Here is a 15,143-nt window from a genome sequence, read left to right as displayed (position 1 = left end):
GTGACCTCGGCGGTGCCCGCCGGGCGGTCCCCGGAGCCGCTCGGCCCGAACCTCGCCGCCGTCTTCCTGCCCGCGCCCCTCCCGCGCGATGGCCGCGTCGCCTTCTGGGACCCGGACGACGGCCCGCTGCCCGCCCCGCCGCAAGCCGACCTCACCGACCTGACCGTCGTACGCCGGCACGGGTCCTCCGTCCGCCGACGGCAGGTCCCCGCGCTGACGCTGCCCCTGGACACCGCGCTCCCGCTCCTGGTGCGCGCCCGCCGCGACCCCGCCGCCCACCTCGCCACGGCCTGCTGGGGCGCGGCCGCGCTGCACGCGCTGCGGCTCACCGCCCGCGGCCGCCTGCTGCCCGGCCTCACCCCCGACGGCCACGACGCCTGGCGTGCCGGGCCGCTCGACCCGGAGGACATCGCCCACCTGCGCGCCGTCGCCGCCGCGCTGCCGTACGAGGGCCACGCGGTCCCGCTCCCCGGCTCCGGCCCGATCCGGTTGCCCCGCCCCGAGGCCCTGATGCGGTCCTTCCTGGACGCCGTCGCGGACACCCTGCCCCGCACGCCCGCCGCGCCCCACGCCTCCGGGAAGCCCTTCGCCGACCGCCGGCCGCAGCGGCTTCCCGACGCCCACGACTGGGCCGCCGAGGTCGCCGCCGGCATGGACGCGGGCGTGCGGATCTCGCTCCGGCTCGACCTGTCGGCGTCCGACCTGTTCGACGACGGCGGGGACGCGCGCCGCGCGGGCGCCGCCGTCGTGCAGGTGCACAGCCTCGCCGACCCGACCCTGGTGACGGACGCGGCGGTCCTGTGGGCGGGCGAGGCGGACACCGCCTTCGGCGCACGCGCCCGCGTGGACGCGGCCCTCGCCGTACGCCGCGCGGCCCGTGTCTGGCCGCCGCTCGCCCGGCTCGCCGAGCAGGAGACGCCCGACGTCCTGGCCCTGTCCGAGGACGAGGTGAACGACCTGCTCGGCGTGGCCGCGACCCGCCTCGCCGCGGCCGGCGTCGCCGTCCACTGGCCCCGCGACCTCGCCCTGGACCTCAGCGCCACCGCCGTCGTCCGGCCCGCGCCGGGCTCCGCGACCGACGGCACCGGCTTCTTCGAGAGCGAGCAACTGCTCAGCTTCCGCTGGCAGTTGGCACTCGGCGGCGACCCGCTCAGTGAGGCCGAGATGGACACGCTGGCCGAGGCGCACCGGCCCGTCGTCCGCCTGCGCGACCAGTGGGTGCTCGTCGACCCCGCCCTCGTCCGCAAGGCCCGCAAACGCGAACTGGGTCTCCTGGACCCGGTGGACGCCCTGTCCGTCGCCCTCACCGGCACCGCGGACGTCGACGGCGAGACCGTCGAAGCCGTCCCCGTCGGCGCCCTGGCCGCCCTGCGCGACCGTCTCACCGCGGGCGTACGGCCCGCCGATCCGCCCCCCGGCCTGCGCGCCACCCTCCGGGACTACCAGCTGCGCGGCCTGGCCTGGCTCGACCTCATGACCTCGCTCGGCCTCGGCGGCTGCCTCGCCGACGACATGGGCCTCGGCAAGACGATCACCCTCATCGCCCTGCACCTGAAGCGGGCCTGCGGCAAACCCACCCTGGTGGTCTGCCCGGCCTCCCTCCTGGGCAACTGGCAGCGCGAGATCACCCGCTTCGCCCCCGGCGTCCCCGTCCGCCGCTTCCACGGCCCCGACCGCACCCTGGACGACCTGGCCGACGGCTTCGTCCTCACCACGTACGGCACGATGCGCTCGGCCGCCGCCGACCTGGCCCGGCAGACCTGGGGCATGGTCGTCGCGGACGAGGCCCAGCACGTCAAGAATCCCTTCTCGGCCACCGCGAAGGCCTTGCGCACCATCCCCACCCCCGCGCGCGTGGCCCTCACCGGCACACCCGTCGAGAACAACCTCTCCGAGCTGTGGGCCCTGCTCGACTGGACCACCCCCGGCCTCCTCGGCCCGCTGAAGGCCTTCCGCGCCCGGCACGCGCGCGCGGTGGAGAACGGCGAGGACGAGGAGGCGGTGGAGCGGCTGGCCCGCCTGGTCCGCCCGTTCCTCCTGCGCCGCAAGAAGTCCGACCCCGGCATCGTGCCCGAACTGCCGCCCAAGACCGAGACCGACCACCCAGTGCCCCTCACCCGTGAACAGGCCGCCCTGTACGAGGCGGTGGTGCGCGAGTCGATGCTCGCCATCGAGACCTCGCAGGGCATCGCACGGCGCGGGCTGGTCCTCAAGCTCCTGGGCGCGCTCAAGCAGATCTGCGACCACCCGGCGCTCTACCTCAAGGAGGCGGCCCCCGGCGCCGGTGACGGCCTCGCCTCCCGCTCCGGCAAACTCGCCCTCCTGGACGAACTGCTCGACACCCTGCTCGCCGAGGACGGCTCCGCCCTCGTCTTCACCCAGTACGTCGGCATGGCCCGCCTGATCACCGCCCACCTCGCCGACCGCGCGGTCCCCGTCGACCTCCTGCACGGCGGGACCCCGGTGCCCGAGCGCGAGCGCATGGTCGACCGCTTCCAGAGCGGGGCGACGCCTGTCCTCGTCCTCTCCCTCAAGGCCGCCGGCACCGGCCTGAACCTCACGCGCGCGGGCCACGTCGTCCACTTCGACCGCTGGTGGAACCCGGCCGTCGAGGAGCAGGCCACCGACCGCGCCTACCGCATCGGCCAGACCCAGCCGGTGCAGGTCCACCGCCTCATCACGGAGGGCACGGTCGAGGACCGCATCGCCGAGATGCTCCAGAGCAAACGAGCCCTCGCCGAAGCCATCCTGGGCTCCGGCGAATCGTCCCTCACCGAACTGACCAATACCGAACTCGCCGACCTGGTCAGCCTCCGAAGGGAGGCGTGATGCGACACCACCCGCTCCCTGAGCCCGCCCCTTCGCCGGACGACGCCCCGCCCGGGGCGGCGGAGAGCGAGGCTCCCGAGCCGCCGGACACCGCCGCCCGGACAGCGGTGGAGCCGACGCCCCCGCGTGATCAGACCGAGCCCCGTCCCGCCGACGAGGCCCGCCGCGCCCTGCGCGCCGCCCGGGCACGGACGACGCCGGTCGAGGGCGACGCGGCACGGCCCGCGACGGCCGAGGGGCCGCGAAGGACTCAGGGCACGTCGTCCGGCGAGCGTCCAGCCGACGCCGCCCGCGCGGCGCTGCGCCGCCCCGGGGCCGCTCAGCCACCGGGTTCGGCCGGCGCCGCCCCGGCCGACTCGCCCCGTGCAGGGCAGGCCCCGACGGAGGCGGGTGCCCCGACGGCACCCTCTCCGGCGGCACCTACAGCCGAGGCACGCCGTGAGGCGCACGGCGCGGTCGGCGCACGGCCCGGGGACATCGCGCGTGAGGCCCTCCGGGCGGCACGGGCGAAGTCGCGGCAGGAGGCGGCCGACGCGGCTGATGAAACCGGCGCGCCCGCCCGACGGCTCCCGCCTTCCGCCACCGGGTCACCGAGCCGCGAGGCCGCTCCACGGGGTCCTCGCGAGGGTGCCGAACCCTTCGCCGGTGCCTCTCCGCGCCGGGGCGCCCGAGCCGACGTCGAGGAAACGGCTGGTGAGCCGGGTCCCAGGGGCGTGCGTCCGGACGCCGGGGGACCGGGTGACGACCCCGTCGGCAGGCTCCGTACCGCCGCCGGGACGCCGGGCGACGAGCCCGCTCCCCGGGGTGTTCACGAGGACATCGCCCCCTTCGCCGATGCCTCCCTCCGCCGGACCGCTCGCGCAGACGGCGGGGAAGCCGCCGGTGAGCCGGGGGCCGCAGCCGGAAGCCACCTCGACGTGTGGGAACCCGGCGACGCGCCCGCTTCCGGAGCCGGTCGTCCCGGCACGGGGGGAGCCGGCACCGGGACCGCTCCCGGAGTCGGTGACCCCGCCGCGCGGAATCCCGGCGGCGAGGCCGCTGCCGGTGACGCGCCCGCTTCCGGAGCCGGTCGTCCCGGCACGGGGGGAGCCGGCACCGGGACCGCTCCCGGAGTCGGTGACCCCGCCGCGCGGAATCCCGACGGCGAGGCCGCTGCCGGTGACGCGCCCGATCCCCGAGCCGCCCGTCCCGCCGTGCGGGAACTCCGCGCCGACCGGGCTGCCCCCGCCCCGCACACGACCCCCGGCCATCCCCGGACCCCGTCAGCGCCCCCCTCCCCGCCCCGCTCCATGGCCGCCCCGAACCGGGACAGTGAGCACCGCCGTACCTTTCCCGCCTTCCCGCCGAGGCTCGATCGCGGCGAACCCGCCGCCGCAGCCGACGAGTTCGCCGCGAGCTGGTGGGGGAACGCCTGGGTGAGCGCGCTCGAAGAAGGTGCGCTGGACGTCAACCGGCTGGCGCGCGGGCGGGGTTACGCCGAGCAGGGGCATGTGGACGCCATCACGGTCACCCCCGGCCTCGTCCTCGCCTACGTGCAGGGCAGCCGCCCCCGCCCCTACCGCGTGCAGGTCAGACTGCGCACCCTCGGCGACGAGGACTGGGAGCGGTTCCTGGACGCCGCCGTGGAGAGCCCCGCGCACATCGCGGCGCTGCTGGACAAGGAGATGCCCGAGTCCCTCGCCGACTGCGGCGTGCCGTTGCTGCCCGAGCCCGGCGACCTCGCCCCGCAGTGCAGTTGCCCCGACCACGGCCACCCCTGCAAGCACGCCGCCGCCCTCTGCTACCAGACGGCACGCCTGCTGGACGCCGACCCCTTCGTCCTGCTCCTCCTGCGCGGCCGGGGAGAACGCGAGCTGCTCGACGCGCTGTCCCGCCGCAACGCCACCCGCGCGGCCCGCGCCGCCCAGGAGCGCGAACCGGAATCCCTGCCCGGCATCCGGGCCACGGACGCCCTGGCCGCACGCCAACTAACGCCGATCCCGCCCCCGTTGCCCGTCCCGCCGCACCCCGGGCAGCCCCCGGCCTACCCTTCCCTCCCCGACGGCGGCCCCGACTCCTTCGCGCTGGACCAGCTCGCCACCGACGCCGCCACCCGCGCGCACGCCCTGCTCGCCACCGGCCGCGACGAGGTCGGTGAACTGACGCTCTGGCAGGACGCCGTACGGCTCGCCGCCGCCCGCCCCGGCTCCGGCCTCACCGCCGCCACCCGCTCCCTGTACTCCGCCCTGGCCACCGCCGCCGGCCGCACCCCGGCCGAACTGGCCCGCGCGGTCGCCGCCTGGCGCCAGGGCGGCATCGACGGACTCGCCGTCCTGGAGGAGCCCTGGGACCCGCCGGCCGGCCGCTTCGACCGGGCCCGCCCCCTCCTCCTCGCCGCGGACCTCCCCGCCTTCCGTCCCTGGCGCAACCACCTCACCCACCCCCGCGGTCATGTCCAGCTCCGCTTCGGCCGCGAAGGCCTGTGGTACGCCTACGAATCCGAGCCGGGCCACGACGACTGGTGGCCGCGCGGCACCCCCGACCCCGACCCGGTCGGCGCCCTGACCGGCCTGGACGGCGCCGACGACTTCTGAGAAGAAACGGCACGTCCGGGCAGAGAAGTGGGCTCCCCCTGGCCGGAGGAGCCCACTTCGGGAAGCGCGCGGAGCTACTCCGTGCGCAGGCCCGTCGGGCGCATCATGCGGAGCAACGGCGGCAGGCTGAGCAGCGTGACCACGCCGACCACGGCCGCGCCCACGCCGGTCATGGTGAGCACGCTCGCCCAGTCCATGGTCACCGGCGTGTCGGTCATCTTCAGCAGCAACGAGCCGAGGGTGACGCCCACGGAGGTGGCCAGGGCGAGGCCGAGTCCGACCGGCAGGGCCGTCTGCCACAGCACCGACAGGCTCAGCGTGCGGCGCCGGGTGCCGAAGGCGACCAGCGCGGAGAGCAGCTTCTTGCGTTCACGCAGCTGTTCCAGCTGGGAGACCAGCAGGCTCGCCCCGATCAGCGCCAGCACGAAGGCGGAGCCCACGAACAGGCCGGTGCGGATGGAGGTGTACTTGGCGTCCTGCTGGGACGCCGACCAGCCGTAGGTCTGCGCCAGCGGGTCGAGGCGGGCGGCGACGTTACGCACGTACTCGCGTGCGTCCGGCACCGAGGGGTCCAGCCGCAGGTAGACGCCGTCCGAGATCACCGCGGGCGCGGCCGCGCGGGGCAGGGCGCCAGGGGTGACCAGCACGCTGTTGTAGTCCTGAAGTGAGTCCTTGCGAGCGTCCACCGCCCGAAGGTTCGCCGGAACGGTCCAGGGCACCTCGGCGCCGTGGTCGCCGCCGTCGTACGACGGGTCGATCCAGAGCTGCCGGCCGGGCTTCAGCAGGGCGAGTTCGGAGGAGTTGTCGGGGTTCTCGTAGCCGCTGCGCGTTCGCGTGACGAACACGTCGCCGTCCTCGCAGGAGGGCAGGGTGGCGAGCTCGCGCAGTCCGGCACAGGTGGCCACGGTCATGCTGTTGCCGTACTCGGGGTCGCGACGGGCTTCCCCGTACTCGGCGCGGGCCAGGGCCACCGCGGCCCGTACGCCCTTGGCACCGGCGAACTCGCTGTCGACGCCGGACAGTTGTATGGGGCCGCTGAACTCGACCTGCATCTGGACCCGGCTCGGGTCCTGGCCGGTGCTCTTGGTGTACTGGCTCTGCGTCCCCGTGAAGAGCATCTGCAGCGCGATCGCCCCGGCCACCGCCACGGCGATGCCGTTGACCATGCGGGCGGCGCTGCCGCTGCTCAACTGGAGGCGGCGTACGGCCAGTTGCCAGGACAGTGAGCCCTTCCCGAGCCGGACGACGACCGCCTCCACCACCCAGGGCAGCAGGGCGGTGATGCCGATGAGCAGCATCAGGACGCCGCCGATGACGAGGTACTGGTTGAACTCCCCGTTCTCGTGGCCCTGGCCGATCATCGGGTAGAGCATCCCGAGGCCGGCCAGCGGTGGCAGCAGCCGCCACCACAGCCGGCGACGGCGCTGTTTGGCCGCGCGCACGACACCGAGGGGTTCGACGACCACGCCGCGCATCGCGAGCAGCGTGACGAGTACGGCGGCGACCGGCACCGCCACCGCGACCAGCGCGGCGAGCGCGGGAGCGGGGTCGAGGTAGCCGGGCCAGACGCTCATGCCCAGCAGCTCGCCGGTACCGAGCTTCTGACGGCTGAGCAGGAAGAAGCCGGTGCCCACGACCAGGCCGAGCAGCGCCCCGGCGAGCGCTTCGCCCGCCGCGATCCGCCGGGTCATCCCCCGGTCGGAGCCGACCAGGCGCAGCGCGGCGAGCCGGCGGTCGCGGCGTTCGCCGCCGAAGCGGACGGCGGCGGCGATGAACACGGCGACCGGCGTCAGCAGCGCCACGAACACGACGAGGACCATGAGCAGCAGCACCGGGTCGGTCTTCTCGGGGGCTGTCAGATCCTCCGGCTTGCCGAACCGGTTGAGCCGCGTCACCTGGGTGGAATCCGTGAGCTTCAGCCCCGAGCCGCCCGCGTAGTAGACCAGCTCGTGCGAGCCGACCAGCCCGCTCTCGCCGATGGTGCCGGTGATCTTGTAGGGCAGCCGCTCCCGCAGCAGTTTCGCGTCGTCCGACTCCAGCAGGTCCTTGAGCGCGGGGGAGACCAGCATCTCGGCCTTGCCCGGAAAGCGGTCGACGCCCGGGGGCAGCGGCGCCCGCCCGCCCTCGGGTTCGATCAGCCGGCCCAGGATGTCGTCGTCGCGCCAGGTGGTGTCGGCGGTCGCGACCAGGAGGGTGTCGTCGCCCTTGGGCGGGATCTTCGGGGCGAAGATGTTGACGTAGCGGGCGTCGTTCACCTCGCCGCGGGCGGCGAGGACGTTGGGCACCGCGCTGCACAGCAGGAGCAGGGCCACACCGAGACCGACGCCGACCGCCGTCAGCGAAGTGCGGACCCAGCCCTCCCGGCCGCCGGTGACGGCGAACCGGGCTCCCATGGCCAGGTCCACGGCCCACTGCCGCGCACTCATACGGCGCGCTCCATGTCCCGGGACTTGCCGTCGCGTACGACGACCTCGCGGTCGGAGAACGCGGCCACCCGTGCCTCGTGGGTGACGAGGACGACGGCGGCGTTGGTGGAGCGGGCCGCCTGGGTGAGCAGTTCCATCACGCGCTCGCCGTTGTAGGAGTCGAGCGCGCCGGTCGGTTCGTCGGCGAACACCACCCGGGGGTTCGTGACCAGCGCGCGGGCCACGGCGACGCGCTGGCCCTGGCCGCCGGACACCTCGCCGGGCCGTTTGCCGCTCAGGTCGTCGACCTCCAGGCGTTCCATCCAGCCGAGCGCCGCCCGCTCGGCTTCCTTGCGGGAGGAGCCGTTGAGCCTGAGCGGCAGGGCGACGTTCTCCACGCAGGTCAGCTCCGGCACCAGCTGCCCGAACTGGAACACGAACCCGAACTCCGAGCGTCTGAGGGCGCTGCGTCGGCCGTCGCTCATCGTCGTCACCTCACGCCCGTTGTAGGTGATCGATCCGGAGTCGGGCGGCAGGATGCCCGCGAGGCAGTGCAGCAGCGTCGACTTGCCGGACCCGGAGGGGCCCATGATGGCGACGACCTCGCCGGGGTGGATGGAGAACTCGGCGCCGTCGAGGGCGTGGGTCTGCCCGTACGTCTTGCGCAGGTCCCGCGCGGTGAGCAGGGAACCGGGGGGAGGAGTCGTCATCGGGCTATGACCTCACGGAGTTTGTCGAGTCGGGCGGCGGTCAGCTCCAGCCAGCGCAGGTCCGCCTCCAGGTGGTACAGGGCGTGGTCGCAGATCAGCTGGTCCGCGAGGTCGCCCTTGCGCTTGCGGTCGGTCAGGATGCGCATGCTGCGCAGATGCTCGGAGCGCTGGGTGTCCAGGACGTCGGCGGCGTTCCTGTGGGTGAGCAGCGCGAGGACGACCTTGGTGTAGAGAGCCGACTGGAGGTACTCCTCCGGCTTCTGCGGGGTCCCGAGCCACTGCTCCACATCGGTGACGCCGGCGTGGGTGATCGCGTAACGTTTGCGCTCCGGGCCGCCGCCGGCCTCGATCCCGTCGACCTCGACGAGACCGTTCCTCAGCAGCCGGGACATCGTCGAGTAGACCTGGCCGTAGTGCAGCGGCCGATCGTGACCGAACGTCTCGTCGAAGGCCCGTTTCAGCTCGTAACCGTGCCGCGGACCGGACTCCAGGAGCCCCAGAAGGGTGTGACCGATGGACATGGGTCCACTATACGCATCGTGTATACGCGGCATGTATACACACGGTGTGTAGTTCATGGCGATGGGTGCGCCCTCGCAGGTGAGGGACGCGGACCCGTCACTTGTCACGATTGCGCAACGGCCCGAGCTGACGGCCGGGCCGACGGCGGTTCGCCGCACCTGCCCGCGCCGGGGCGGAGGCGCAGATGCCCACCCTGATCAGTCGTCAGGGACGCTTGAGGGGAGGTGTGGGGGTATTCCCGGATGGCACGGCGAGGGTGTGACGAAATCATGATCGTCATGACTTCGACTTTCCTGTCCCGTCGAGCCCTCGTGGGCGCGGCTCTGACCGCCACCCTCCTCACGGCTGCCGCGACCCCTGCCGCGACGGCTGCCACACCGTCGCCTGCGGCTTCGCCGGCGTCCACCACGCTCCCGCCGCTCGACACGGCGGCACTCCGCGCCGCGATCTCCGATCTGGACCACCCGCAGGCGACGGCCGCTCGGCTGCTGGTCAGCGGCAAGGCGGGACATTGGTACGGCACGGCAGGCGTAGCGGACAGAAGGACGCACGCACCGGTCCGAAGGGACGACACGTTCCGGGCGGGCAGCATCACGAAGGTCTTCGTGGCGACGGCCGTGCTTCAGCTTTCGGCGGAGGGCCGGTTGGACCTGGACAAGCCGGTTCAGGACTACCTGCCCGGCCTGCTTCCTGAAGGCTACGCCCCGATCAAGGTCTCCCAACTCCTCGACCACACCAGCGGGTTGCCGGACGAGCACATCCCGGACTCCCAGCGCACCGACACCCCGGAGCAGATCCTCGAGCACCGCTACGACGGCCCGCTACAGCGTGGGCCTTCAGACGGTAACGGACAACGGCGTGCCCCTGTGGGGTAAGACAGGGGAACGGTACGGCTACAACTCGGCCATGATGGCGACGCGGGACCTTCGGCGCAGCGCGGTGTACTCGTGGACGCCGACGCACCGCGACGCCGGCCAGGTGCAGATGGCGCTGCGGATAGCGGATGCGATCACGAAGCCGGCGGCGGCTTCGCGGTAGCGGTCAGGCGCGCACTGCCGGGCCGGCCGCCGCGAGCGCCTCGGCTGTCGGAAGTGGTGCAGGGGGCTGCCCGAGCAGCCGACCTGCCGCACGAGGGCACCCCCCGGTGCGGGATACTCTCCCGGATGAGTTCACGCACTTCCCCGATCGGCCCATCGATCACGATACGGAGGGCCGTGGCGCGGGATGCCAAACGGCTCACGCGGCTCGTGCGTGGTTCAAGCGCCTACGAGGGCAAGTACGCGGCCGCGGTCGCGGGCTACCGGGTCGGTCCTGATTACATCGAGGCCCACCGCGCCTTCGTGGCCGTCGGCGCCGACGAGCAGGGAGGCCGGGCCCTCGGGTTCTACTCGCTGGTCCTCTCCCCGCCGGAGCTCGACCTGCTGTTCGTCGCTGACGAAGCGCAAGGACGGGGTGTCGGTCGGCTCCTCGTCGCGCACATGCGGTCCGAGGCCCGTGCCGCCGGGCTCGACAGTGTCAGGGTCGTGTCGCATCCTCCCGCCGCGGGCTTCTACCACCGCGCCGGTGCGGTGCGGATCGGGACCGCGCTCGCGAACCCGCCCGCCGTGCCGTGGGACCGTCCCGAATTCGAGTTCCGCGTTCCTCCGTAATGACGCGGTGTGCCGGTTCGCAGGGCACCGGCAACTCCTCGTGAACGTGGCACTCCGGGTGAATCAAAATCTGTGCTTGCGAAGTGAGGCTTTGGCGGATCGCGCGGTGAGAGTTTTTGCCGCGCCGGGCGGAGTGGAATTGTGTACTGCGCACAGGCCGTTCCAGCGTGCTACCGTCGATCTCGGTTGCAGTCGTGGTTCCCGAAACTTCGAGTGCCCCACCCGGTTCTGTCCGTTGGGGGCGCTTTTGTATTTCCGGTCATTTCCGGGCGGGGTGATCATTGCGGCGACAGGGTGTCCGCGCAGTGTGGAGCCCTATGTACTGCCCCGAAGGAGATATGACATGGCTACTGGTACCGTCAAGTGGTTCAACGCGGAAAAGGGCTTCGGCTTCATCGAGCAGGAGGGCGGCGGCGCTGACGTGTTCGCCCACTACTCGAACATCGCCGCGCAGGGCTTCCGTGAGCTCCTGGAAGGCCAGAAGGTGAACTTCGACATCGCGCAGGGCCAGAAGGGCCCGACGGCCGAGAACATCGTTCCGGCCTGACGCTGACCCACATTCTGCAGCTGGGGCCCGCATCCTTCGGGGTGCGGGCCCCAGCTGCGCACATCCCCTTTCTGTTTTTGTCAACGGTCCATACTCGTGATTCTCCCTGCTGTTCATTGCTGCGGGAATTCCTTGATATGCGCCACATCGAGGAAGGTTCCGCATGAACCGCACGTACACGAACGACCGCCCCGCCCGCACCCGTGACCGCCGTGCCGACGCCGGAAGGGGCGGCAGCGGCTACGGCTCGCAGGCGTCGCGCCGTTCCGGCGGTCACCGCCGCCGGCCGGCCACAGTGCAAGGTGAGTTCGCGCCGCCCAGGACGATCACCCCCGCGCTGCCCCCCGTCGAGGGCTTCGCCGAACTCGACATGCCCGAGCCCCTGCTCACCGAACTCGGCAGGCAAGGTATGACCGTGCCTTTCCCCATCCAGGGAGCGACGCTGCCGAACTCCCTGGCGGGCCGTGACGTACTGGGCCGCGGGCGCACCGGTTCCGGCAAGACCCTCGCCTTCGGCCTCGCCCTGCTCGCCCGTACCGCCGGACAGCGTGCTGAACCCCGCCGACCGCTCGGGCTGATCCTCGTACCGACGCGTGAGCTGGCGCAGCAGGTGGCCGACGCGCTCACGCCGTACGCCCGTTCCGTCAGGCTGCGGCTGGCCACCGTGGTGGGCGGGATGTCGATCGGCCGGCAGGCCGGCGCGCTGCGCGGCGGGGCCGAGGTCGTCGTCGCGACGCCCGGACGGCTCAAGGACCTCATCGACCGTGGCGACTGCAGCTTGAACCACGTGGGCATCACGGTGCTGGACGAGGCCGACCAGATGGCCGACATGGGTTTCATGCCGCAGGTCACCGCGCTGCTCGACCAGGTGCGTCCGGAGGGGCAGCGGATGCTGTTCTCCGCCACCTTGGACCGCAACGTCGACCTGCTGGTTCGCCGCTACCTGACCGACCCCGTCGTGCACTCGGTCGACCCGTCGGCCGGCACGGTCACGACGATGGAGCACCACGTCCTGCACGTCCATGGCGCCGACAAGCACGCCGCCACGACCGAGATCGCCGCCCGCGACGGCCGCGTGATCATGTTCCTGGACACCAAGCACGCCGTCGACCGGCTGACCCAGGACCTGCTCGACAGCGGGGTACGCGCCGCCGCGCTGCACGGCGGCAAGTCGCAGCCGCAACGCACCCGCACGCTGGCGCAGTTCAAGACGGGGCACGTCACCGTGCTGGTGGCGACCAATGTCGCGGCGCGCGGCATCCACGTCGACAACCTCGACCTGGTCGTCAACGTCGATCCGCCGACCGACCACAAGGACTACCTCCACCGCAGCGGCCGTACCGCCCGCGCCGGCGAGTCCGGCAGTGTCGTCACGCTCGTCACACCGAACCAGCGCCGCGGCATGGTCCGCCTCATGTCGGACGCCGGAATCCGGCCGCAGACCACCCAGATCCGCTCGGGAGACGAGGCCCTGAGCCGGATCACGGGCGCCCAGGCCCCGTCCGGCATCCCGGTCGTCATCACCGCACCGGTGGCCGAACGCCCCAAGCGCGGCGCCTCCGCCCGGGGCCGGCGCCGCCCTTCCTCGGCGACCCGGCGCGCCCCCGTAGGCCGGCCCGTCCTCGACACGGTGGCCTGAACCTTCGTGGTCGGCGAAGTCGACCCATCCCAGCAGGAGGCACTCTTTGACGTTGATTCAGACGCAGCCCCGCTCGGCGGACGCCTGCCCCGTGCACAGGTCGGCGGTGGAGGTCATGGACGCGGCCGGACCGCAGGTCTGTGACGACATGAGCGTTGAGGTGGCGCTGGCCCTCATGGCCGCCGCACGCACGGGCCGGCTGGTCGTCTGCGACCAGGACGAGCAGCGGATCGGCCTGGTGACCCGAACCGCGCTCACCGCCGTCCGCGACAGCGGCGCTCGCACGGACCGCGTCCGCCTGTGCGACATCCTCGCCACCCGCTGAATCGCCTGCCCTGGTCGGACCGTTCTTCCCTCTCCCTGTGAGGCCACATGCGCTGCGTCATCGCCCGCTTCCCCTTCGAGCTCACCAAGGACGGAGTGCTGGAATCGATGAAGGGCGTCAAGCCCGAACCGGTCACCGGAGAATCGGTGATCATCGGCCGCCGCCAGTACCCCGTCAAGCAAGTCGGCCAAGTCGTCACCCGCCAGGACCGCCGTGACTTCAGCGCCACCGAAGTCCTCCGGGCCATGACCCGGCTCGGCTTCACCTGCCGCGCCCTCCCCGAAGCCGCGCCTTCGGGCGCCCCCGGCTCGGTGCAGTACGCCTCCGCGATGCTCGGCACCCCCGTGACGGTCTGACCGGGCGAACAGGCACGAACCGACATCTGACAAGCGTTGTGGGCCCGACCGGTACGCCGGTCGGGCCCACAACGCGTGCAGCGGGTTCCCGACGTCGCCGTCGCTCGGTGGTCGGGACGGCCGAGACCACCTGTGGACCGGTCGAGGCGGATTACCTCGGCTTCGAGCACGCGAAAATCTGTCCCGGCAAGAGTAGACATTGGGTCGTGGTGTGGTTATGGTTTCTCTCGTAGCCGAGATCGAGACAAGCCCGGCAGAGGTGAACTGCCGGGCAGCAGTAACGAAGTTCGCAGGACGGTGCGGCGGTGGAGTTCCGAAGCCAAGGCGGTTGCAGGACGGCGACGGGACTGACGGCCGCACCGGGTGGCCCGCGGTGATCAGGGGCCGCCGACAGTTCGCAGTTTCCGCCGGTGAGTAGTTGACCAAGAGGGAAGAACGGAGGAGCCGAACGCCATCAGGATCGCCCGGGCGGACGCATTGGGCCCGGGTACCGTAGGACATCGATAGTGAGGTGGTCTCCGGTCAAGCAACCGCGATCCCCGCGCCCCCGACAGTGTGTCGGGAAGGTCTGCGGAAACAGAGGGCCGGTGCAGTGTCAGGGCCGGCAGATGGTGTAGTAGTTCCTTCGGGGCCCTGGTGCCGGGACGGCGCCAGGGCCCCTCAACGCGTCCCACAAAGAGGTGCAATGACAGCAGACGACACGTTCGGCCGTCTCGACGACGACGATTACCCCGCCTACACCATGGGCCGGGCCGCCGAGATGCTCGGCACCACCCCTGCCTTCCTCCGCGCCCTCGGCGAAGCCCGCCTGATCACCCCCCTGCGCTCCGAAGGCGGCCACCGCCGCTACTCCCGCTACCAACTGCGGATCGCCGCCCGCGCCCGGGAACTCGTCGATCGGGGCACCCCCATCGAGGCCGCCTGCCGGATCGTCATCCTCGAAGACCAGCTCGAGGAAGCCCAGCGCATCAACGCCGAATACCGCCGCGCCGCCGAAGCAGCGAACCCCACGGCAGCAGGGTGAGATGAGCAGTGCCCGTCAGCGTCGGCGGGCATCGCGCGCACGATTCGGTGTGCAGTGTGATCCTTTCCTGTGGTGACGCGGTGTGCGGGCGTGTAGCGTCTGCGTCAGCTGTCGTGGTTCGGAGTTCCCCTTGCCCACGCCTTCGGTGTGGGCGTTTTGCTGTGCTGTGCCGCAGGGACCAGGACGATCACCTCCGTCTCCCTCCATGGAGGGGGAGGCGTTCATCGACTGGAAGGCCAAGGACATGGCAACGGGAACAGTGAAGTGGTTCAACGCGGAGAAGGGCTTCGGCTTCATCGCCCAGGACGGCGGCGGTCCGGATGTCTTCGCGCACTACTCCGCGATCAACTCCACCGGTTTTCGTGAGCTCCAGGAGGGCCAGGCCGTGACGTTCGACGTCACCCAGGGCCAGAAGGGTCCGCAGGCCGAGAACATCAACCTGGCCTGACCTCGCGGACTGCACGAGGGATCGCGCACGCCGCGTCCGGCGGCCGCCGCTCGCTCTCGTGCCGGGCCGGCGAAGGACCAAGGGCCGCGCAGCCATCGCTGCGCGGCCCTGCCGTT

14 protein-coding genes are annotated in these 15,143 nt (G+C 72.3%); 11 read left to right on the top strand and 3 right to left on the bottom strand.

Annotated features, from left to right (window positions below; all coding sequences use genetic code 11):
- Positions 1-2,829: a DEAD/DEAH box helicase gene (locus tag EV567_RS07575; protein WP_242620714.1), complete on the top strand. Its 2,829-nt coding sequence runs from the start codon at positions 1-3 to the stop codon at positions 2,827-2,829.
- Between the two features lie 299 nt (positions 2,830-3,128).
- Entirely contained in the window at positions 3,129-5,402 is a 2,274-nt protein-coding gene (locus EV567_RS07570; RefSeq protein ID WP_407071576.1) for an SWIM zinc finger family protein, read from the top strand.
- Between the two features lie 74 nt (positions 5,403-5,476).
- On the opposite strand, the gene EV567_RS07565 is transcribed toward EV567_RS07570, so the two are convergent.
- Genes EV567_RS07565 through EV567_RS07555 form a run of 3 tightly spaced genes read right to left on the bottom strand, consistent with a single transcriptional unit; the run spans position 5,477 to position 9,038 of the window.
- The gene (locus EV567_RS07565) at positions 5,477-7,828 is read right to left on the bottom strand and encodes an ABC transporter permease (RefSeq protein WP_130437869.1); all 2,352 of its coding nucleotides are present in this window, start codon (positions 7,826-7,828) and stop codon (positions 5,477-5,479) included.
- Positions 7,825-8,517, bottom strand: a complete 693-nt coding sequence (locus EV567_RS07560; RefSeq protein ID WP_130437868.1) for an ABC transporter ATP-binding protein — start codon at positions 8,515-8,517, stop codon at positions 7,825-7,827. The genes EV567_RS07565 and EV567_RS07560 overlap by 4 nt, the downstream gene beginning before the upstream one ends.
- Positions 8,514-9,038, bottom strand: coding sequence for a PadR family transcriptional regulator (locus tag EV567_RS07555; RefSeq protein WP_130437867.1), 525 nt, complete (start codon positions 9,036-9,038; stop codon positions 8,514-8,516). The genes EV567_RS07560 and EV567_RS07555 overlap by 4 nt, the downstream gene beginning before the upstream one ends.
- Positions 9,039-9,317: 279 nt before the next feature.
- Between EV567_RS07555 and EV567_RS07550 the strand changes: the two genes are divergently transcribed.
- From EV567_RS07550 to EV567_RS07515, 9 genes are all read left to right on the top strand, one after another.
- Entirely contained in the window at positions 9,318-9,914 is a 597-nt protein-coding gene (locus tag EV567_RS07550) for a serine hydrolase (RefSeq protein WP_242620713.1), read from the top strand.
- 31 nt (positions 9,915-9,945) lie between these two features.
- Positions 9,946-10,077 carry a hypothetical protein gene (locus EV567_RS28380; protein WP_278044739.1) on the top strand — a complete coding sequence of 44 codons (132 nt, stop codon included), beginning with the start codon at positions 9,946-9,948 and terminating at the stop codon, positions 10,075-10,077.
- A gap of 125 nt (positions 10,078-10,202) precedes the next feature.
- Complete coding sequence (locus tag EV567_RS07545) at positions 10,203-10,688, top strand: GNAT family N-acetyltransferase (RefSeq protein WP_130437866.1); 486 nt, start codon at positions 10,203-10,205, stop codon at positions 10,686-10,688.
- 343 nt (positions 10,689-11,031) lie between these two features.
- Positions 11,032-11,235 (top strand): cold-shock protein, encoded by a 204-nt coding sequence (locus tag EV567_RS07540; protein WP_037861485.1) that lies wholly within the window; start codon positions 11,032-11,034, stop codon positions 11,233-11,235.
- Between the two features lie 163 nt (positions 11,236-11,398).
- Complete coding sequence (locus EV567_RS07535; RefSeq protein WP_130437865.1) at positions 11,399-12,874, top strand: DEAD/DEAH box helicase; 1,476 nt, start codon at positions 11,399-11,401, stop codon at positions 12,872-12,874.
- Positions 12,875-12,920: 46 nt separating this feature from the next.
- Positions 12,921-13,199 (top strand): CBS domain-containing protein, encoded by a 279-nt coding sequence (locus EV567_RS07530; protein WP_130437864.1) that lies wholly within the window; start codon positions 12,921-12,923, stop codon positions 13,197-13,199.
- 47 nt (positions 13,200-13,246) lie between these two features.
- Positions 13,247-13,555, top strand: a complete 309-nt coding sequence (locus EV567_RS07525) for an SCO5918 family protein (RefSeq protein WP_130437863.1) — start codon at positions 13,247-13,249, stop codon at positions 13,553-13,555.
- A gap of 685 nt (positions 13,556-14,240) precedes the next feature.
- On the top strand, positions 14,241-14,579 hold the full coding sequence (locus tag EV567_RS07520; protein WP_130437862.1) for a helix-turn-helix domain-containing protein: 339 nt from the start codon (positions 14,241-14,243) through the stop codon (positions 14,577-14,579).
- Positions 14,580-14,823: 244 nt separating this feature from the next.
- Entirely contained in the window at positions 14,824-15,027 is a 204-nt protein-coding gene (locus EV567_RS07515; protein ID WP_030052720.1) for a cold-shock protein, read from the top strand.
- Positions 15,028-15,143 lie beyond the last annotated feature (116 nt).

Source organism: Streptomyces sp. BK239 (assembly GCF_004217285.1).
Classification (GTDB): Bacteria; Actinomycetota; Actinomycetes; order Streptomycetales; family Streptomycetaceae; genus Streptomyces.
The sequence above is the reverse complement of the archived record's forward strand: the minus strand, read 5'-3'. Positions and strand labels throughout refer to the sequence as shown.

Excerpts from the sequence above, each read along its gene's own strand:
- EV567_RS07565 (WP_130437869.1), bottom strand. The coding sequence starts at position 7,828 with ATGAGTGCGCGGCAGTGGGCCGTGGACCTGGCCATGGGAGCCCGGTTC.
- EV567_RS07560 (WP_130437868.1), bottom strand. The coding sequence starts at position 8,517 with ATGACGACTCCTCCCCCCGGTTCCCTGCTCACCGCGCGGGACCTGCGC.
- EV567_RS07555 (WP_130437867.1), bottom strand. The coding sequence starts at position 9,038 with ATGTCCATCGGTCACACCCTTCTGGGGCTCCTGGAGTCCGGTCCGCGG.
- EV567_RS07550 (WP_242620713.1), top strand. The coding sequence starts at position 9,318 with ATGACTTCGACTTTCCTGTCCCGTCGAGCCCTCGTGGGCGCGGCTCTG.
- EV567_RS28380 (WP_278044739.1), top strand. The coding sequence starts at position 9,946 with ATGATGGCGACGCGGGACCTTCGGCGCAGCGCGGTGTACTCGTGGACG.
- EV567_RS07545 (WP_130437866.1), top strand. The coding sequence starts at position 10,203 with ATGAGTTCACGCACTTCCCCGATCGGCCCATCGATCACGATACGGAGG.
- EV567_RS07540 (WP_037861485.1), top strand. The coding sequence starts at position 11,032 with ATGGCTACTGGTACCGTCAAGTGGTTCAACGCGGAAAAGGGCTTCGGC.
- EV567_RS07535 (WP_130437865.1), top strand. The coding sequence starts at position 11,399 with ATGAACCGCACGTACACGAACGACCGCCCCGCCCGCACCCGTGACCGC.
- EV567_RS07525 (WP_130437863.1), top strand. The coding sequence starts at position 13,247 with ATGCGCTGCGTCATCGCCCGCTTCCCCTTCGAGCTCACCAAGGACGGA.
- EV567_RS07520 (WP_130437862.1), top strand. The coding sequence starts at position 14,241 with ATGACAGCAGACGACACGTTCGGCCGTCTCGACGACGACGATTACCCC.
- EV567_RS07515 (WP_030052720.1), top strand. The coding sequence starts at position 14,824 with ATGGCAACGGGAACAGTGAAGTGGTTCAACGCGGAGAAGGGCTTCGGC.